Genomic DNA, 19,774 nt, shown 5'->3' with positions numbered 1-19,774 from the left:
CGACGACGCCCTTGCCTCCGGCTCGGAGTTAGCACCACCTCTTCCTCCAGGGGACTTCCACCCCCAGGCAATCGCCCATGCTGGGCACACCATGAAAAAGCGGGGGCCGAGATCCCGGCCCCCGCTTTTCGCTGCTCGCGCTACTTCTTCCTGCCGAACCGCCTGCGCTTGGGCTCGGGCATCTCCTTGGTCGGCTCCCGGCCGCCGCTCTCATCCTGCTCCTGTACGGCCTGCGCAGGCGGCTCAGGCAGCGGCTGAACGGCCGTCACGTCCTCATCGGCGGGCACGTAGGGCGGCGGCGTGTAGTCCCTGGGCGCGTCCGGGTCCGGAGCCACCACCGGCCGGAACAACGAGCCGGGCTCCTGGTTCTGCCACGGCTCGGAGTCGCCCGCCTCGGCGGCGGAGGCCGGGCCGAGCGGCTGCTCCAGGCCGCCGTCGTACCGCTCGGAGCCGCCCGGCGGGATGTCCCCGGGGGGCGGGGTCGGCGGGACCAGCGGCTCGAACGGGTCACGCTCGCGGGAGGCGGGCGGCTCGTTGTAGGAGTCGAACTCGTCCGGGTGCAGCACCACCGGCTCCGGCGGCGGCTCCCGGTGGAGGTCGTCGTCGGGCTCCTGCACGTAACCCTGCGGCGGGTAGGGGTGGTTCGGGTCCTGGTAGCCGTACTGGGGCGGGCCGCTCGGATAGGTCTGCACCGGCACGAAACTGATGATGGGCGCGTACGCGGTCCCGCCCGGATACGCCGGAGCCGGGAAGCCCGCCGCGGCGTAGCCCGGCCCTGCGGGATAGCCGCCGGGCGGGGGCATGTCCGGCCGGCCGCCCATCGGCGAGGTCATCTGGGGCCCCATCGGCGGGCCCGCCTTGCGCACGGCCGCCGCGTGGGCCATCCTGCGCAGCCGTCCCTCGAAGATCAGCACGGCGAAGAGCGCGAGCAGGACCAGCACCAGCGCCGGGATGCTGAGCTTCTGCGTCAGATCGCTCTGGTCGAACTCCGGCGCCGCCCTGCGCAGCTCCAGCACCTCCTCCTCGGTGGAGGCGGCCTCCGTCTGGGTCGGCGTCGGCGCGGCGGTGGGCGTGTCGGACGGCGCGATGGCCGGCAGCTCGACGGACTCCTCGGGCGTGGGCGTCGTCGTCGGCGTCGCCGACGGCACCTCGACGTTCTGCGTGGGCAGCGGCTGCGGGTTCTGCGTCGGCGTGGTCTGCGGGGTCGTCTGCGGAGGCGAGCTCGTCTTGGTCGGCTTCGGCGCCTTGGTGGTCTTGGTCGGGGACGCGGTGATGGTCTTCGTGATCGTCGTCGCCGGCGCCTCCGTGTTCCCGGGGTCCGTCTGGCCGCCGTCCTCGCCGCCGGGCGTCGGCAGGGTGGTCGTGACCGTGACGGTGGTCTCGGGCGGCCCGGCGTCACACACCTGGTTGGCGTCACAGCCCTCGATGGGCTCGTACGCCGACGAGGCGCTCGCGCTCTGCACGATGAACGGGGTCGCTCCGGCGGCCGTCAGGCCAAGTGCCAAGACGATAGCCGACACGGCTGTCGCTCGTGTGCGTGCCACCGGTGCCCTCCGCGGATTCCCGGAACCATGGTCAAGGGAATACTAGTCGGGTAAAAGTAACAGTAAAGACGGAATTACAACACCTTTCTACGGTTACGTCCTCGTTGTACCGTGACAACGCACCACAGCGCTCCCATAAGTGCTGCGATACCCCCGACGAGGTAGGGCAAAGCCTTCGGTCCGTCGATCGGACTGACCCATCCGACCCGCTCAACCGGCTTGGTGGACACGGCCACCTCCCACGGCAACGGCGCTTCGCCCGCCGCGGCGTCGGGCTGGAACGTGACAAGAGGACCCGCCCGCCCAGCCCCATCCCCCAACTGACCACCCACAGCCCCGGCCTGCCCGCTCAAATCCCCCGGCTGACCACCCACGACTCCCGGCTCGGCACCCGCGACTCCCAACTGGCCCCCCGCGACCCCCGGCTCGGCACCCAGGATCCCCGGCTGCCCACCCAGGGCCCCCGGCTGGCTTCCCGCAGCCCCTGGCTGACCGCCCAGGGTTGCCGACTGGCTTCCTGCGGCCCCCGGCTGACCGCCCACAGTCCCCGCACCGCCCACGGCCCCCGACTGGCTGCCGACGGCTCCCGGCTGACCGCCCACGGCCCCGGCCGCAGTCGGCAGAGCCTGCGGTGCCACTCCGGCAGCGGCACCGGCCACCGGCGGCAACACCAGCGCACCGGGCCTCTGCGGCACCACGCCGGACGCCTGCGACCCAGCACCTGACGCCTCCGGCACGACCCTTGAGCCCCGTGGCACGACACCTGAGGTCCGCCGCGCAACACCCGACCTTCGTGGCACGGCGGCGGTCCTCGGTATCCGTGGCGCTGCGCTCCCGGCAGAGTCCACGGCGGCGTCGGACGTCCGCGACGGCGTGTCGCGGCGCGCCCGCTGAGGCAGGGCTTGCGACCGCACCACCCCGTCCGACGCAGCCCCGCCCGACGCAGCCCCGCCCGACGCAGCCCCGCCCGACGCGGCCTCGGCCCCGGTGCCGCTTCTCTTCTCAGGGCGCAGGCGATGGGCGTAGCCGCTGAACCTCGCCTCATCGCCCCTGATGGCCTCCCTGACCTGCAGGGTGGCCGTCCTGCTCATGGTCGTCGGCGCGCCACCCCCGGTGTCCCGCATCCTGGCCACCGCCGCGAGCACAACCTCCCGCGCCCCGGGCGGCGCCTTGAGCGTGACGTCCACCGCACGCTCACCGGAGACCTTCCCCAGCCTGCACACCCGAGCCCCCAGCACGACCGTGCCCGCCGACGCAGATGCCCCCGCCGAGCCACTCACCGGAGCCCGCTTCGGGGCCCGCATCGGGGACTGCACCGCGACCAGCGCCCGCTCGGCCGGCGCCCCGGTCGCCACCGACGCCTCACCCGCGCCCAAAGACCCCGCCACGACCGCGCCCGGAGACTGGCCCGCGTCCGAAGACCGCGCCACGACCGCGCCCGGAGACTGGCTCGCGTCCGACGCCCCCGGCACGGCGGCGGCCGATGCCTTGCCTGCCTCCCAGGACCCCGCCACGGCCCCGCCGACGGGCGCACCGCCAGCGGGTGCGCCGCCGGTCGCCGAAGCGGCCACGGGCGCCCCCTGGGATGTCACGCAGGCGACCTCCGTCAGCGCCTCCACGGGGCTGGCGGCCACGGCCACCCTGGCCCCCTTGGCCATGCCGTTCAGCCGTACCCGGAACCGCTGCATGTCCCCGGTCCTGACCCACTTGCCGACCCCGCCGGCCGTGTTCACCCGCTCCAGGACCAGCGACACCCCGACAGCGGCCACCGGCACGGTGGGCACTGCCGCCAGGATCAGCGCTCCGGCGACGATCCAGCCACGCCGCATCGCTTACATCTCCCCCACCCGTGACAAATTACGCACAGTAATCATTGTGTCACAGAGAGGGATCTCCTAATCACCCAGCAGCAGATTCTCCACGGTCTTCATGATGGGCAGGTCCGCCCCCAGCCACTCGACGTCGTAGTATTCCCCCGGCCGCAACCAGCGCAGCGCCAGATGCTCCTTGGCCTCGGGGGTGCCGGAGACCAGGGAGCAGAGCCAGACACGCATGACATACCCCTCGGCCAGCGGCCAGTCACCGCCCACGCGTTCGCCCACCGCGATCTCGACGCCGAGTTCCTCGCGGCACTCCCGTACCAGCGCTGCGGCCTCGCTCTCCCCCGGATCCACCTTGCCGCCGGGGAACTCCCAGCCGCCCGCCAGCGCGGCGGGTTCGGCCCGCTGGGCGGCCAGTACGCGGCCGTCCCGGGCGACGATCACCGCGGCCACGACCACGACTTCGCTCATATGGTGACAGTCCTCATAGGAATGGATTCTGCAACTTCTTGATCTGCTCCAGCACATCGGGGTTCTGCAGCGGGCGGGTGAAGCCGATGCGGGTGTCGCGCGCCTGGTAACTCGTGACCTTGATGGGCCCGCACAACCGGCACCTGGCCTCCAGCATCTTGCCCTTCGAGACGACCAGTCCCACGTGGCCGGGGTTGTTGGCCGAGGTGCCCGGTCCCGCGTTGAAGAACACCAGGTCTCCCGGCTGCTCCTCGCCGTCTAACACCTTCACCCCGAAAGGCCACTGCCCGAACGTCGTACGCGGGATCGACAGCCCCGCCTCCTTGTAGGCCGCGTAGATCACCCCCGAGCAGTCGAACGCGTCGGGCCCGACCCCGCCCCACAGGTACGGCTTGCCGCGCTGGTCCAGGGCGAACCGCAGAATCTTGGCCACCAGGTCGCTCGGCGCGGCCTCGATCAGCGGGTCGTCGCAGTCCTCCGTCGTCTGGGGCGGCACCTTGACCGTGCCGGACTTGCCGTACTTCCTGGCGATCTCCTGAACCTGATCGACGTACCACCAGGCCCGGTTGTAGACGAACAGCGCCTGCCGCACGTTCTCGGGGGCGCCGTTGCGCTTGAGCATCTTGGCGGCGCCCAGGATGGCGTCGGCCGGGTTGTACACATCGGACACGCCGTCGCCGTCACCGTCGGAGGCGTACCCGTTGACCTGGTCCGACGTCGGGATCCTGGCCTTGCCGCCCCACGTGGAGATCAGGAACTGCATCGGCCCCGCCGCGCCGGCGGAGTTGGTGCCGCTCTTGACACCCGGCAGGTCGGAGCGCCCGTGGTCGGTCTCGCGCTTGCCCACGGCGGCCAGGATGTTCCACTGGACGCCGATCTTCTTGCCGTGCTCCTCGTACAACTCCAGGTACTCGGCGGGAATGTCGGAGGCGGCGGAGTCGGAGACCTCCTCCACCTGCGTCTCGTCCTCGCAGTCGACGGTGGTGCCGCCGTTGCTGAGGAACGACGGCATCGACATCAGCAACAACGGTGAGACGAGGACCGCGACCAGGAGCAACACCCCGGCCAGGCCGATGATCAGCGCGAGGCGCCCTCGCGAGACTTTCACCCGAGTTCGTCCCCTTCTTGGCCGGTGTTGGCGGGCAGGATGTCGTAGATCCGCCAGTCGTCGCCGAGCTGACTGACCGTGACCGCGAACTCCTCGGCCACCTGGTCGTTGCCGCTCTTGCTGGTGACCTGCCGGTTCGCGGTGACCACGAAGACGATGGAGGTCCTGTCGACCTGCCTGATCTCCTTCAGTTCCGCCGTGGCCGCGGAGACGATCTCGTCGGCGCGGTTCTTCTCGACGGTGCCCGCCGAGGTCATCGTCCTGGTCAGGTTGTTGCCGAGTTCAGGCGTGGTGTACGCCTTCAGCCGCCCGGCGTACGCCACCGGGTCCTCGTCGAACCGGAAGGTGCCGTACGCGGCGGTGAACCGTTCGGCCACGTCCGCCGCCGCGGACAGTTGTTCCTTGCTCATCGGCAGATAGGAGTAGACGTCGAACGGGGCGGCGCTCGCGGTCGCCACCGGCGTGTTCGACGCCACGGCGGAGCTGGTGACGCGGGCCGTCGCCGCCGGCTCGGGCTCGGCCTCGTCGGAGGAGTCCGGCCACATCGTCAGGTAGATGCCGACCGCTGCGATGACCACGACGATGGCGGCGAAGGCCACCCCCCGCCTGTCACCTGGCTGCGCCATGTTCTAGTCCTTGTCGGGATTGCTCGCTTTGAGCCAGAAGGGGACGGAGGGGCTGTCGTCTCCGGAGCCGTTGCCGTTCCGGCTGCTGCGCAGCCAGAGCGGGGGCGCTTCGGAAGAACGGGAGGGCTCGTCGGAGCCGAAGATCCGGGAGCCGGACGAGCCACCGCCCGACCGGGAACCGCCACCGGACCGCGAGCCGCCGCCACCCGAGCCGCCATTCGAGCCGCCGCCCGAGCGGGAGCCCCCGCCCGAGCCGCCGTTCGAGCGCGAGGAGCCGCCGAACAGGCCGCCGCCGGACCCACCAGACCCACCGGACCCGCCGAACAGCCCGCCACCGGACCCGCGCGAACGCGTCCCGCCCGAACGTGAGCCACCCGACCCACCGAACCGGGAACCGCCCGAGCCGCCGGAACCACCGAAGCGCGACCCCGACGAGCCACGCGAGCCGCCCGAGCCGCCAGAGCCGCCGCGCCGGGCCCAGCCGCCACCGGACGCCCCGCCGAACCAGCCGCCGGACGACGACACGGAACCACCGGAACTACCGGAACCACCGGCAGGGCCCGCAGCGCCTGAGACACCGCTCGCGGCGCCACCGAGGGCACCGGGAGCACCGGTCCTGGGGCCGCCCGCCGCCGCGCCGCGGCCACGGGCTCCCAGGTTGAGCGGGGGCGCGGTGCCCCTGCGCGGTTCGAGCGTGCCCCGTCCGGCCGCCTTGCCGGCCTGATCGGTGTCCAGCGGCGCCGCGGTGGCCGGAATCCGGGTGCCGGAGGCGCCGCCCTCACCTTCCTCGCCGCGCGCGCGAACCTGACCGGCCGCGGCCGACGCCGCCGCGCCCGCCGGATTGGCCACGCTCGCCGCCCTGATGAGCGGTTCGGCCTTACGCAGGCCCCAGCGGCCGATCCGGGCCGAGGCGACCGGCGGCAACGCGCCCGCCGACCGTTCGAGCACCGACGAACTCGCGGCCTCGCCGAGCATGCGGGTGGCGACCGTGTGGCCGCTCATGGAGGCGAACAAGTGCTGGAACGGTCGTCGGTAGAAGAACACCGCGAGCGTCAGCAGGGCCATGAACAACACCTGCATGCCCCAGGGCATGGCGGTGGAGATGATCAGGGCGTACCCGTACACCAGCACGCTCAGCACGATCGTCAGCACCGCCTGCCGCAGCAGCGTGCCGATGAGCATCTCCACCCAGCGCATGGCGATGATCCGCCCGCTGCCCGGATGCACGCCGATCAGCAGGAAGATCGGCCCCAGGATGAGCAACAGCAGGAAGCCCACCTTCAACACCAGCAGCGAGACCGCCACCAGGAAGATGAGCAACCCCGCCACCAGGGCCGCGATGAACGCTCCGACCGCCACGCCGAGCCGGTTGGACCAGTCCCTGCCGGAGAACGTGGCGTAGCGCGGGTCGTTCCTGAGCTTGTCGGCCAAATCGGCGTACTGGGCCTGACGGGCCCCCACGTCGGGGGCCGGTTGGCCGGGCACCAGCGCGGGGACCGCCTGCATCTCCAGCACCTTGCGGCCCCAGTCGCGCACGATGGGCTGCTGCGGGTCGGAGGTGCCGAACTGGCCGACCAGCCACGGCTTGCAGACCAGCGTGGACCACAGGGCGTCGGCGTTCTGCTCCACCCCCGGCGTGCCCGACTGGGCGTACCCGCCCGCCTTGGTCTGCGCGCCGGTCGCGCCCGGCGGCGGCAGACAGGACGCGCCGCCCGCACCCGGCAGGCCGGAGAAGGCGGAGTTGACCACCTCGCCGGTCTTGTCGGTGACGACCTTGCCCAGGCCGGTGAAGTCGCCGGGGCGGCTGAAGAACCAGGTGGCCACGGTGACCGCCAGGACCATCCAGATCACGCCCTCGGCGGTCGTGGTGGCCCGCTTGCGGATCAGGCCGTACCAGGCCAGCCAGATCGCGCCGAGTATCACGATCGGGCGCAGGTAGGGCCAGTACATGGCGTTGGACAGGTTCGTGACGATGTCGTCCACCACGTCCTTGATGGACTGCAGCGGCCCTTCCGTCGCCGCCGCCTGGTACGTGGTGATCGTCAGCCGGTCCACGGCCTTGGCCGCGGTGAAGATGCCGTTGGCCCACATGTTGCCGAGCACGGCCACGTAGTCGGAGCAGCCCAGCTCGTGCGTGTGCCAGAACTGTCCGCTCATGCCGAACTCGGCGTAGTTCGTCGTCGGCGCCTGCGGGGCACCCGCCGGGGGCGGCGGCTGGATCAGGCCGTCAACGCCGCTGCCGACCGGCTCGGGCCAGATCGGTCCCGACAGGTCGCAGGGGGCCGCGGCGGCCGGTGTGGTCACGGCGCCCAGCACGAGCGGCACCGCGAGGACTGTGCTGACGAGCGCGAGAGTCAGCGCCAGTCGTCGGGATAGCCGGACTTTCATGACCGTACCTCCTGCGCCCTGCCCACGCCCCCTTGATGATCATCATGCCCGGCGCCGCCGGGTTTGTCGTGTGTCGGGTTCGTGTCGAGCCAGCGGAGCAACTCTTCGGAGATCAGGTCTACTCCGATGCGGCCCGCTCTGCCATCCAGATCCCGGAATACGCATTCACCATTGCCCAGCGAGCGCAGCACGGCCTTGTGCTCCTCCGACGGCTCCACCCCGAGCAGGGACATGACGTGATCCACTTCCACCCGTTCCGTGGACCTGAACGCGAAGACGGACGACAGGCAGTTGGTCACCTGTTCGTTCAGCAGGTCTCCCGCGTTCTGCGAGACCAGCACCAGGGCGGTGTTGCGGGAGCGGCCCATCCGGCTCACCTCGGGCACCAGCTTGGCGCCCTCGGGCGTGGAGGTGATCGCCCACGCCTCGTCCAGGAAGATCGCCTTGGGGGCGCGCCGGTCCAGGCCGTTCATCAGCCTGCGCGCGAACTGGGAGACCAGGTAGAGCAGGGCCACCGACAGCCGCTGCTCGTAGGAGTAGTCCTCCCTGCTCGTGGCCACGTCGGGCAGTGTCAGCCCGCCCAGCGTGAACACGGTCGTCCACCCCTCGGTGTCGATCTGGTCACCGCCGGAGGGGTCGAAGCAGAGCGTGGCCAGGTGCATCTCCGACATCGAGCGCAACACCGCGCCCAGGTTCTTCGAGGCCGGGTCCTCGGCCTGCTCCAGGTAGTCCACGACCTTGCCGAGCGAAGGGTCCTCGCCGTTGGACACCGCGGCCACCGCCTGGATCATCGCCGACTCGCGCTCCTCCGACATGCGGGGCAGCAGCAGCCGCAGTGTCTCGGTGGCCATGGTCTTCTTCGCCGCGATGTCGTCGCCGAACGAGAACGGGTCCAGCAACCCGGGCGCGGCCGAGCCGAGCGGGATGACGCGCGCCTTGCGGTCCCGCTTCTCCAGCAGTTGCACCAGCGACTCCGCGTCGCCCTTCGGGTCGATCACCGCGACCGTGACGCCGCGCAACGCCATCTGGTAGATCATCAGCAGCGCGAGCGTGGTCTTGCCGCCGCCCGGCTCGCCGGTGATCGCGATGGCGGTCGGCCGGTTGCGGGTGGCCGCCACCAGCGGGTCGAAGTGCACGATGCTGCGCGCCCTGCCGACGGTCTCGCCGATGTACGGCCCGAGCCAGCCCTCGCTGCCCTCATCCAGCCGGTCGCCGAGGTCCACGGTGGCCGTGGCCATGCCGCCGGCGATCGTACGCAGGGGCTGACGCTGGGCGTAGGCGTTGATGCGCACCTTCTCGCCCGGCAGCGCCTCGCAGAACAGCGAGAACTGGTCGCCGGTGGAGTTGACCACGTCGATGCCCATGTCGCGGTAGTGCTCGACCACCGCCTCCACCCGCTGCACGCAGATCTCCTCGGTCGGGGCCGCGACGATCAGCCGGTGCCAGCCGTACACGAAGGGCAGGCGTTCCTTGGTGATGCCGTGCTCCAGGATGCGGGCCGCGTCGATCTGCTCGGCCAGCGCCAGCGGCGCCTCCGCGCCCGCCTCGCGGATGTGGTGGTCCATGTCGCGGGCGTGCGCGAGCTTGCGCGCCACGTCCCTGGACGCCTTGACCGGCGGGATCAGCCGCATCCGCGAGGAGATCTCCACCGGGAACGGCAACTGGTCGGCGAAGTGCAGCCACGGCTCGCCGTCGGGGAAGGGCATCAGGTCGGGGAAACGCGCGAACGACAGGTGGGCCACGTACGAGTCGCCCTGCGGCTGCACAATCCGCAGCAGCGACCTGCCGTTGTGGATCTCGCCCTCGACCAGCGCCTCGATCTCGCCCCTGCCCCAGCGCCGGCGCGGGCTGGCCGACTGCTGGGCGTCGCCGAGCGCGCCCGCCGCCGAGTGCTGGAACAACCACGCCACCTCGACCGAGGTGGCGTGACGGGCGTAGAGAGCGCTCGACGAGAGCGCCCGGCCGAGCCGTTCGGCCTGCTCGGTCCACCGCCCGATCTCACTGTCGGGTACGTGGCCGTCCTCCATCCCCAGCGCCTTCTCCGTCTTCTGGTAGAAGCCGAGTAGCTGGGCCAGCACCCCGCTGCCGAGTTGCTTGCCGCGCGGTCCGAGCCGCACGCCCAGGTAGACCTCCTTGGTCCAGAAGTCCTTGGCCCAGACGTGCCGGTACATCTCCTCCAGGTAGTCGCGCCACCCCGACCCCTCGTCGGAGGTGGCGTTGAGCGCCATGGCCCACTCCGCGGCCGGATACGTGCGGTGCGCGACCCTCAGGTGCACCTCGGCGTCGGGCATCCTGATCGCGGCCAGCGCGATCGTGATGTTGGTGGCCAGCGCCTCGCGCTCCTCTGGCGTGACGAACTCGTAGCTGACCGTCGGAAGCCGGAAGTACGCCCATGCGCAGGTGTCCGTGAGCAGGATGCGATCGTCGAAGTAGCGGACCGCGAGGCGCTGGTGCGTACGGGACGCCCTGCTCATGCCGCCCCCTCGGCGCATGAACGGGCCAGACCTGCTCGCTTGTTCACTTATCGCTCACCGATTCTCGTGCCCGGGGGGTCACTCGCCCACTCCTCCTCGCTCGGTCGTACGCTCTGCGCCGCGAAGCCCGCGACCACGACACCGGCGAGGGCGAGATAGGCCCGCCGCCCGGCCGCGCGCAGTTGCCCGGGATCGACGACCTCCGCGCCACCGGGCGCCAGGTCGTCCTCCCAGGGGACCCTGACGATGGCCCTGCACCTGCCTCTGGCCACCGACTCCGCCTGCTCGACGTCGGTCATCGAACGCCTGCTCACGCCGTTGACCACCATCACGGCCCGCCTGCGCAGCTCCGCGCAGCCGTGCCCGTCGAGCCACTCGTACGTCATGGCCACCGCCTCCGACGCCTCCTCGCTCGCCGGAACCACCAGGACGAGCTGGTCCGCGTACGGCAACAACCTGGCCGCCAGCGCGGCGGCCGGGTCGATGACGGCCAGCTTGTAGTGGCGGTCGAGCAGGCGCATGGATTCGCCGAGCCGATGGTCGGAGAAGAAGGACCGGTCCGCGAGCCGCTGTTCCGCGCCCGCGTCGGTGTCCGCGCTGATCACCTCTAGCCCGGAGGCGGTCCGCGTGGTGTAACCCCGCATCGTGAGATAGCCGCTCACCCGGTCGAGCCCCGACAGCAGCGACGTCAGGGTCTCGGGGGTCTCCGGCTCGATCTTGCTGGTCAGCGTGCCGCCGCCGGTGTTGGCGTCCACGGCCACGATCCTGTCGTCCCGGTATTGGGCGAAGGTGTGCCCCAGCATGAGCGCCGTGGTGCTCTGGCCCGCGCCGCCGGTGCAGCCCAGCACGACGATCCTGCGCCCGCCGCCGAACACGGCCCTCGCCCTGGCCTCGTCGATCTCGGACCCGTCGGTACGCACCCCGCCCCCGCCGACGACGACCTGCGCGATCCGCCGCCAGCCGCCGGAGTCCCGCCCGACCACGGACTCGACCCTGCGCACCCTGCCCTCACCGGGCCTGGGCACGGGCACCGGAGCCACAAGCTCCTCAGCGGCCTCGCGCTCGCCGGCCGCGCCCGTCTCATCCCCCGCCGACGCCTCGAACCGGCTGACCGGAACCGGCCGATCACGGGCCGGCGCCTTGGAGCCACGCGCGGGCGCCTTCGGGTCACGTCCCGGCGCAGCACCACGGTCGCCCGTCACAGCGTCGCGGTCGTCCGTCACAGCGTCGCGGTCGCCCGTCACAGCGTCGCGGTCGTCCGTCGCGAGATCAGGTGCGGGTGCCTCACCGGTCACCTCCGCCTCAACTTCGGCGGCCCCCTGCGTCACCGCCTCGGCGGACGCATCTCCCGCCTCCTCCCGAGCCGTTTCCCGCGCAACCTCCGGGGCCGCACCCCGCGCGGCCTCCGGGGCCGCGTCCAGCGTCACCTCGGGAGTTGCCTCCCGTGCCGCCTCCGGAGATGCCTCTCGTGCGGCCTCTGCGGGTACTTGCCGCTCGGCCTCATGCGACTGCTCGGCCTCATGCGGCTGCTCCTGCTCCCGAGTCTTGCGGGTGCCCGGACGGGGCAGTGGCTTGGCGTCGGGGTTGAGCGGTGGCCACAGCGTCTGCGTACCGGAGAGCACCAGCCGTGGAGCGAGCCTCGGCGGCTGCCCCTTCCTGTGCTGATCCCTGGCGGCCTCGTCCTCGTGCCCTGCCCCCTCGCGGCGAGCACCGCTCCCGGCCTCAGGACCCGAACCTCTCCCGGCCTCACGACGCGAACCGGCCTCGGCCTCCTCCGGCGCACCGGCTGGGGCGTCCGCACTGGCCGCGAGCCGCCGCAACCGCCGCAACGCCTCGGTGTCGATCGGCTTGCCCGCGGCGGCCTTGCGACTCTCCGCCGTCCTGATCGGCTCACCCACCTCACGCGCGGCCAACTCCTCAGCCCCGGCCTCACCATGCGCCTGTACGGACTCGCCACGCGTCTGTACGGGCTCGTGAGCGTGCCCGGATTCATGAGCCTGCCCAGGCTCGACGGCGTACTCAGGATCCGGCGCGCGCCGCGATTCAACGGCGGCCGTCGCGCCCCCGGCACCAGCGCCTCGTTCGTTTGCGGTTTCGCCAACAACTGGCGAGCCCTGCTCGGCGGCATCCCCATCGACGGCGTCCCGGCCTGCAGCCCGCCGCTCGCGCCCGGCACCCCTCCGGCCCGCACCGGCGCTTCCCCGGGCGGAGACGGCTTCCCTGGCGACGATCTCATCGGCACTCGCAGGCTCGCGTTCGGCCGACGTGGAAGCAGGCTCGCGTTCAGCCGGTGCCGGGGCCGTACGGGAGGTGTCGTCTGTGGGTGGTGCCACCACCGGAAGTTCCTGAACCCGCCCAGAACCGCCTGAAAGCCCTTCCTCGCGCCGTACCGGACCCGCCGAGCCCTCCGGCACCGAACCCCCGGCCGCCTGGCGCACCCGGGATCTGAGAGCCGGTGCGGTGCCGCGCCGGGTGCCCCAGCCGGTGCGGCCGGTGGGTGGCTCGGCGACGGGCGCCTGTGCGGCCGCGGCAGCCGCGGCGGCGACGGCGGGGCGGACCTGCCGGGGGCCGGTGATCCGCTGGCCCTCGCGCCCGCGCAGCGGCTGGCGGGCCTTGCGCGGCGCCTTCTTCGACTTGGCCCGGACCGGCGCCGTGCGCCACACGCGGCCGGAGAAGGTGACGGTCTCGGGCTCGGCGGTGGGCGCCAGGCGGTACCACGCCTTCGGCTGGCCCAGGTAGCGGAGCTGGGACTCCAGCAGTTCTGTGAGCCGCTTGCCCTCGATGACGGGACGGGTGGACAACCAGGTCACGATGCCCGGCGGCACGAGGAACAGCACGTGCCAGGGCATCTTCACCGGCACGCCCACCAGGATCAGCAGAAGCGACCACGGGACGAAGACCCCGACGAACACGCCGATCCAGACGATGGGGAGTGGCATCGGCAGCCGTAGGTCGTACAGCTTGTAGAGCCGCTTCTCTATTCGCCAGATGTTCGTATACGTGGGCAGGTCCACGCGGTCCTCCTCTCCACCCGCTCGTTCATGACCGCCGCGGAGCGGTCTCAACCCTTACTTGATGCCCAGTGCGCCCGCGATTGCCTTCGCCGTCACCTCGATGATGTTGGGAACGTAGAAGATCACTCCGATGGCCACGGCGAGTATCAGAAACTGCACGAAACGCGTGATCTCGCGGGTGAAGAGGAAGAACAGCGCGACCACGGAGACGACGACGAGGAACAACGGGGCGAAGAACTCACGCAGGAAGTTGGCCAGCCCTCCGGTGTCGATGCCGGTGGGGGTGGGTGTCGGCGTCATCTCGATCAAGGTGAGCACTACGGTCTTCAAGATCACTTCTTGTCCTCCCGGGGGGTACCGATCCGCGGAGCGGCGTCGCGTCTATCCAACGAACCGGCCGCCACCACGGATGTCGGCGACGAACCACTTGTCGCCCTGCTTTTCGACGGTCAGGCGATAGACCTGCTCCAACGTGCCGCCGACCGCAGCCGGGTCGGTGGCGTTGGGAGTAGGCGGTGCGTCGCCGCTGGGCACGGCCCACACCACCACCGCCTGGATCTCCCTGGTGGCACCCCCCACAGGCACCACGATTTCCTTGAGCTGCGAGAAGGCGAACACACTGCCGAAGCTGGGCAGGCTCTTGCCCGCGGCGACGTAACGCTGCAGGCCGGAGGTGTCGCCGGACGCGTAGTTCTTGAAGAAGCCCTCCAACTGCGGTTTGAGTTCGGCCGCGGCGGCGTCGTCGGTCTCCGGGGCGGCCACCTGGGGGAGGTCCGCCGGAGCGGGGGCCGGCAGGATCGCCGGACGGCCCGACACGACGAACCGCCTGCCCGCGTCGTCGCCGGAGTAGTAGATCGGCACCGACAACAACATCCGGCGCGGGCCCGACTGGAAGGCCACGCTGACCACGGCGTTGCTGGCGTCGCTCGCCTCGATGTCGTACGGCTGGACGGCGACCGCCGCCAGCTTCCCGTAACCGTCCCAGCCGAGCTGCGCGTCCATGCCTTCCGCCAGGAACGCCGCGAGCTTGTTCGACCTGCTCGCAGCGTCTTCCGGGCTGAAATTCAGATAGACCCCCGCGAACTGGGCGGCGAATGCCATGCCACGGTCGCTGGGGAATCCCTTGTCGGTCTGCGCGGTGCCATTGGGCGCGGCAGGCGCATCCTGGACAAACCGCTCAAATGGGGCGCGAATCCCATTCACCACGATAACCACAATAAGCGCCCAGAGAATGACACGGCCGGTCCACACCAGCCATCTTCCGCCGCCGCCCGACCAGCCGCCGCGTCGCGGCCGGCGCGGTGGTGACGCGTCGTAGTCTGCCGAGTCGAGGGTCGCGGGAAGCCCGGGCCCGTCAGCGATCCGAGGATCGTGCTGGACGGTAGACCTACGAGCCATCACGCCTCCGCTCGCGCCAATCCCCCCGGCCGGCGCGGTGTCGTCCGTTGCCGATCCCCATCATCCGCGGTGAAGTAGTCACCCTATCCGGTCTCCGCCATTCTTCCAGGAAAGCCACGCCCATGCTGCGGCATGACGGTCCCCACCGGCAAACTGGGCCCGCATGACAGGCCACAGTGCCGATTCCTGTCACTTCCCGTTGGAAACAGCTTTTGACCAGGCCAGACGCCTAAAATCGCATAGCGCGGCGGCCACGGATTCCTGTCCAAAATAGGCATGGACTGCCGTGACCTGCGGGTTCGCCGGAGGGTTGCGGGCAAGTGTCATGTGCGAGTCGGGCAAGTGTCGTGTGCCAGAGTGGCCCTCAGGCCGGCTCAGGGTCCTGCGTGGTACGCGCCTGACGTCTGCTGTGCAGATCCACCACCGTCTCCACCATCGTCGGCCGCACCGCCCGGTCCAGGGAGCCGCGAAGGTCGGCCAGCATCTCCGCGGGCTCGCGCTCACGCATGCGGCTGGCCATCTCGTTGCGCTCGTCCACCTTCCTGCGGAGGTACGCCTCGCGGTTGACCCGCAGGCCGTACATGAGCTCAACCCTGATCAGAGCCAACTCCTCCTCGAGGCTGATGCCCGCGAGCGTGGGCGCCGAGCGTCGTTTCCGGATGATGCGACGGAACATGAGGGCCTCCCGAGTCAGCGTGAACGCCGTGACGATTCGACGCGCGGGGGCCCAAAGTGGTTGACGCATCAGTTGTCCCGGTAACAAACGTCGGATCGGTCACCGCTGAACGCAGACGTCCAAGGGAGCTTGGCCGCCACCCGCCGCCGGTAACCTACCGTAGCCGGGGTTCGCGCTGCGTGTTTGACACGGAACACGAAAGAGCGGCCAGGAGGAAGCCCTCCCGGCCGCCTGAATGGTTACCTATCAGCCGATGCCGCTGATCCAGTAACCGTCGTAGATCCCGAGCCGGCAGATGAGGGCCGTGCCGTAGTCGACGGGTATGCCGCCCCCTCTGATGCACTCGCCGTACGTGACGAACCCCTGGGCGGCCGCCGGGGAGGCGGACACCGCGACGGCCAGCGCTCCTGTCGCGAAGGCGGTGGCGAGACCTGCGGCGATTCTCTTCACGGCACTCCTTGCAGTTGACCGACTACCTACGGTGGTGAGTATGAATCCGCAGGACGGCAGCCGCAAGAGGACCGGTTAGACGTTGAAGCGGAACTCCACCACGTCACCGTCGCGCATGACGTAGTCCTTGCCCTCGACTCGGGCCTTGCCGGCCGAGCGGGCGCTGGCGATCGAACCGGCCTCCACCAGCTCCTCGAAGGAGATGACCTCGGCCTTGATGAAGCCGCGCTGGAAGTCGGTGTGGATGACGCCGGCCGCCTCGGGCGCCGTGGCGCCCTTGGGGATCGTCCAGGCCCTGGTCTCCTTCGGCCCGGCCGTCAGGTACGTCTGCAACCCCAGCGTCTCGAAGCCGACCCTGGCGAGCTGACGCAGGCCGGACTCCTCCTGGCCCACCGACTGCAGCAGCTCCAGCGCCTCCTCCTCGTCGAGCTCCACCAGCTCGGACTCGATCTTGGCGTCGAGGAACACCGCCTCGGCCGGGGCTACCAGCGTGGACAGCTGCTCCCTGAGCGCGGCGTCGGTCAGCTCGTCGGCGTCGAGGTTGAACACGTACAGAAACGGCTTGGCCGTGAGCAGGTGCAGCTCGCGCAGCTCGTCGCGGTCCAGGCCGCTCTCGAAGACGGTCTTGCCGGTCTCCAGGACCGCCAGCGCGGCCTCGGCGGCCTCCAGCGCGACCTTCTTGTCCTTTTGCATCCGCGCCTCCTTCTGCAGGCGCGGAATGGCCTTCTCGACCGTCTGCAGGTCGGCCATGATCAACTCGGTGTTGATCGTCTCGATGTCGCGCTTCGGCGAGATCTCGCCGTCCACGTGCGTCACGTCGGGGTCGTTGAAGACCCGGATGACCTGGCAGATCGCGTCGGTGTCGCGGATGTTGGCGAGGAACTGGTTGCCCCTGCCCTGCCCCTCGGACGCCCCCTTGACCAGGCCCGCGATGTCGACGAACTCCACCTTGGCGGGCAGGATGCGGGCCGAGGAGAAGATCTCGGCCAGCACGGGGAGCCGGTCGTCGGGCACGCCGACGATGCCCACGTTGGGCTCGATGGTGGCGAACGGGTAGTTCGCCGCGAGCGCGTTGCCGGTCTTGGTCAACGCGTTGAAGAGCGTGGACTTACCGACGTTGGGCAGGCCGACAATGCCAATCGAGAGACTCACGGTCAGTGAGTTTACTGGCTGATGATGGACAGACAGGTCACCGGACGATATCCCTGGTCGGCCCGCAGATAGCGCCGAGAGGTCGGAGGGCAGGCGGCGGGGGCGGTCTCGAACGACAGGACCCTGGCCCAGGCGTGCGGGGAGTCGCAGGGCACCCTGGAGACGGCCGATCTGGCGATCACGTCGGTGGCGGGCTCGGCCACGCACGCGCCCCTGTCCAGGACCTGTCCGCCCGCGCCCAGGCAGATCACCCGGGTGTCGGCGTCCAGGGTGTCCAAGGTACCGCCGGGGCACGCGGTGGTTTCGGGGGCGAGGGCCAGGGCCTTGCCGTACCAGCCCGATTCTGCGCACGCCCGTTCGCGGCCCTCCAGCGTGACGCAGTCGCCGGGCCGCAGCACGCCGCCGCCTCCTCCCGGGGCGCCGGGGTGGGGCTCCAGGAAGTTGCGTACGCAGGCCGTACGGCCCGAGCCGACCCTCAGCACGTCGTCGGTGTCCACCGGGCAGTCGCCCGGCCCCGGCGGGTCGGGAGCCAGGGCCACCACTTCCGAGTCGCCGCCGTTGCACTCGGTCAGCGCGTACTCGCCCGTGACGCACGCGCCGGGCGACCAGCGCAGCACCGGCCGGGTACGCGCACCGTCCCCGGAGCCCGCGATGACGGCCCCGGCCAGCGCCACCAGGGCGATCGCCAGGGCGGCGCCCGCGGCGGCCAGCTTCGGTAGCGTGTCCATCCCAGTACTGTGGGTGACGGGAGATGTGGCGCACAAGCGAAACGCCCAAGCGTGTCGGGAAGAAACACGACCGGGGGCCTGCAATGATCGATGGAGTGGACGTCGTGTCGCTTCTCATCGGTCTCGCCGTCGGGCTGCTCATCGGGTTCCTGGTGGCCAGGACCAGGGCGGCCGTACGGGTGGCCGAGGCCGACGCCCGCGCCAAGTCGGCCGCGGACAAGCTCGTCTACGTCGAGGAGCAGCTCGCGGAACGTTTCCAGGCGCTGTCCACCCGCGCGCTCGACGTCAACAACCTCCGCTTCCTGGAGCTGGCAGAGACCAGGCTCGCGGCCAGCCGCGCGGAGGCCACAGGCGATCTGGAGCAGCGCAAGCAGGCCGTCGAACACCTGGTGGAGCCGCTGAAGGACGCCCTGACGCGGGTCGAGGCGCAACTTCGCGACACCGAGTCGGGGCAGCGGGCGGCGCGGGCGGAGCTGGCCAAGCAGATGGAGTTCGTCCGCCAGAGCCACGAGCAGCTCCGCTCCCAGACCACCGCCCTGGTCAGAGCCCTCCAGCGGCCCGAGGCCCGGGGGCGGTGGGGCGAGCTGCAACTGCGCAGGGTCGCCGAGATCGCCGGGATGCAGCGTTTCTGCGACTTCGAGGAGCAGGTGACCGAGGGCCCCATGCGGCCCGACATGGTCATCAGGCTGGCCGGGGGCAAGAACATCGTGGTCGACTCCAAGGTCTCGCTGGCGGCCTATCTGGAGGCCGCTGAGGCGTCGGACGAGTCGCTGGCCTCCGTACGGCTCGACGCGCACGCCAGGCACGTGCGCGAGCACATCGACCGGCTGGCGGCCAAGGCGTACTGGCAGGGCTTCAACCCGTCGCCGGAGTTCGTGGTGCTGTTCATCCCCGGGGAGGCGTTCCTGGCTCCGGCGCTCGAACGCGATCCCGGGATGCTGGAGTACGCCATGACACGGCGGGTGCACATCGCCACCCCCACGACGCTGATCACGATGTTGCGCACCGCGCACTATGCCTGGCAGCAGGCCGCGCTGAGCGAGAACGCGCGGGCGGTGTTCGAGCTGGGCAAGGAGTTGTACGAGCGGCTGTCGTCACTGGGCAGGAACGTCGAGTCGCTGGGCAGGGCTCTGACGCGGACCGTGGAGGCGTACAACAAGTCGGTCGGATCGCTCGAAAGCCGCGTTCTGGTCACCGCACGCAAACTCAATGATCTGGGCGTCGTTGACGGCGATCTCGACGCTCCGGAGATGCTCGACGGGCTGCCCAGGCCGCTGGCCTCCCCAGAACTGCTCGAAACCTCATCTCTGATTTCCCACGCGAACGGTAAGTTGGCCAACGGGTCGCAGTAAATGGGGGTGGGCCGGTGGGTGAGAAGGGCAGGCGTTCTGCCGTCAGGTTGACGGCACGCGGCGCCATCGCGCTCGCCCTGGTGGCCACCATGGCGGGCTACGTGCTGACGGCCCTGCTGAACGTCCAGCACATCGTGGGCGCGGCGTTCGTGATCGCGAGCGTGCTCGGCGCGCTGCTGGTCAACCGGCGTGAGCTGCTGTCGCTGGTGGTGACGCCGCCGCTGGTGTTCTTCTGCGCCACGCTGTTCGTCGAGCTCGGGCGGGCTTTCGGGTCGGTGTCGATCGTGCAGTCGCTGGCGCTGGGGCTCTACACCTCGATGACGAGGGGCGCGCCGTGGTTGTTCGCGGGCTCGGCGCTGGTGCTCGGCATCACGTGGCGGCGCGGGCTCCGTGACAACGTACGCGAGCTTCGCGAAGAGCTGAAGGCGGGCGCGGAGATGCCGCGCCCGCGCCAGCCGACGTTCGCACCCGAGCCCGAGGGTTACTTCGAGCCCAAGATGTACGGCTCCCCGCGCGGCGAGGACTGACAAGCAGCCGAGCTCAGGATGCGCGCAGGTTCTTACGCAGCCTGGC

16 protein-coding genes are annotated in these 19,774 nt (G+C 70.6%); 3 read left to right on the top strand and 13 right to left on the bottom strand.

Translation table 11 applies throughout. The features are described 5' to 3' along the window. Positions 1–140: 140 nt before the first annotated feature. Positions 141–1,505 carry a hypothetical protein gene (locus tag AB0I81_RS17185; RefSeq protein ID WP_360657164.1) on the bottom strand — a complete coding sequence of 455 codons (1,365 nt, stop codon included), beginning with the start codon at positions 1,503–1,505 and terminating at the stop codon, positions 141–143. 1,092 nt (positions 1,506–2,597) lie between these two features. On the opposite strand from AB0I81_RS17185, the gene AB0I81_RS17180 reads away from it, so the two are divergent. Next, entirely contained in the window at positions 2,598–3,443 is an 846-nt protein-coding gene (locus tag AB0I81_RS17180; RefSeq protein WP_360657161.1) for a hypothetical protein, read from the top strand. Here AB0I81_RS17180 and AB0I81_RS17175 read toward each other — a convergent pair. From AB0I81_RS17175 to AB0I81_RS17120, 12 genes are all read right to left on the bottom strand, one after another. Further along, positions 3,440–3,835 carry a (deoxy)nucleoside triphosphate pyrophosphohydrolase gene (locus AB0I81_RS17175; protein WP_360657158.1) on the bottom strand — a complete coding sequence of 132 codons (396 nt, stop codon included), beginning with the start codon at positions 3,833–3,835 and terminating at the stop codon, positions 3,440–3,442. The genes AB0I81_RS17180 and AB0I81_RS17175 overlap by 4 nt on opposite strands. 13 nt (positions 3,836–3,848) lie before the next feature. Continuing rightward, entirely contained in the window at positions 3,849–4,943 is a 1,095-nt protein-coding gene (locus AB0I81_RS17170; protein ID WP_360657156.1) for an NlpC/P60 family protein, read from the bottom strand. Further along, entirely contained in the window at positions 4,940–5,569 is a 630-nt protein-coding gene (locus AB0I81_RS17165) for a hypothetical protein (protein WP_360657153.1), read from the bottom strand. Before AB0I81_RS17165 ends, AB0I81_RS17170 begins: the two co-directional genes overlap by 4 nt. Before the next feature lie 3 nt (positions 5,570–5,572). Continuing rightward, positions 5,573–7,957 carry a type IV secretion system protein gene (locus AB0I81_RS17160; protein WP_360657151.1) on the bottom strand — a complete coding sequence of 795 codons (2,385 nt, stop codon included), beginning with the start codon at positions 7,955–7,957 and terminating at the stop codon, positions 5,573–5,575. Continuing rightward, entirely contained in the window at positions 7,954–10,431 is a 2,478-nt protein-coding gene (locus AB0I81_RS17155) for an ATP-binding protein (RefSeq protein ID WP_360657148.1), read from the bottom strand. The genes AB0I81_RS17160 and AB0I81_RS17155 overlap by 4 nt, the downstream gene beginning before the upstream one ends. Positions 10,432–10,478: 47 nt before the next feature. Further along, on the bottom strand, positions 10,479–13,445 hold the full coding sequence (locus AB0I81_RS17150) for a TcpE family conjugal transfer membrane protein (protein WP_360657145.1): 2,967 nt from the start codon (positions 13,443–13,445) through the stop codon (positions 10,479–10,481). Positions 13,446–13,499: 54 nt separating this feature from the next. Further along, positions 13,500–13,745: a hypothetical protein gene (locus AB0I81_RS17145; RefSeq protein WP_360657214.1), complete on the bottom strand. Its 246-nt coding sequence runs from the start codon at positions 13,743–13,745 to the stop codon at positions 13,500–13,502. Between the two features lie 81 nt (positions 13,746–13,826). Next, a complete protein-coding gene (locus tag AB0I81_RS17140; protein ID WP_360657142.1) occupies positions 13,827–14,546 on the bottom strand; it encodes a conjugal transfer protein in 720 nt (239 codons plus the stop codon). 661 nt (positions 14,547–15,207) lie between these two features. Next, positions 15,208–15,519, bottom strand: a complete 312-nt coding sequence (locus AB0I81_RS17135) for a hypothetical protein (protein ID WP_360657139.1) — start codon at positions 15,517–15,519, stop codon at positions 15,208–15,210. Positions 15,520–15,765: 246 nt separating this feature from the next. Beyond that, positions 15,766–15,969, bottom strand: a complete 204-nt coding sequence (locus AB0I81_RS17130; RefSeq protein ID WP_360657136.1) for a hypothetical protein — start codon at positions 15,967–15,969, stop codon at positions 15,766–15,768. Positions 15,970–16,044: 75 nt separating this feature from the next. After that, entirely contained in the window at positions 16,045–17,121 is a 1,077-nt protein-coding gene (gene ychF, locus AB0I81_RS17125) for a redox-regulated ATPase YchF (protein ID WP_360657133.1), read from the bottom strand. Between the two features lie 11 nt (positions 17,122–17,132). Beyond that, positions 17,133–17,849, bottom strand: coding sequence for a hypothetical protein (locus AB0I81_RS17120; RefSeq protein WP_360657130.1), 717 nt, complete (start codon positions 17,847–17,849; stop codon positions 17,133–17,135). Between the two features lie 83 nt (positions 17,850–17,932). On the opposite strand from AB0I81_RS17120, the gene rmuC reads away from it, so the two are divergent. Beyond that, entirely contained in the window at positions 17,933–19,201 is a 1,269-nt protein-coding gene (gene rmuC, locus AB0I81_RS17115) for a DNA recombination protein RmuC (RefSeq protein ID WP_360657127.1), read from the top strand. Between the two features lie 14 nt (positions 19,202–19,215). After that, on the top strand, positions 19,216–19,728 hold the full coding sequence (locus tag AB0I81_RS17110) for a DUF6542 domain-containing protein (RefSeq protein WP_360657124.1): 513 nt from the start codon (positions 19,216–19,218) through the stop codon (positions 19,726–19,728). The last annotated feature ends 46 nt before the right edge of the window (positions 19,729–19,774 follow it).

This window comes from Nonomuraea sp. NPDC050404, assembly GCF_040655495.1.
Classification (GTDB): Bacteria; Actinomycetota; Actinomycetes; order Streptosporangiales; family Streptosporangiaceae; genus Nonomuraea.
Note: the sequence above shows the minus strand (reverse complement) of the source record. Positions and strands in the feature narration are given on the sequence as shown.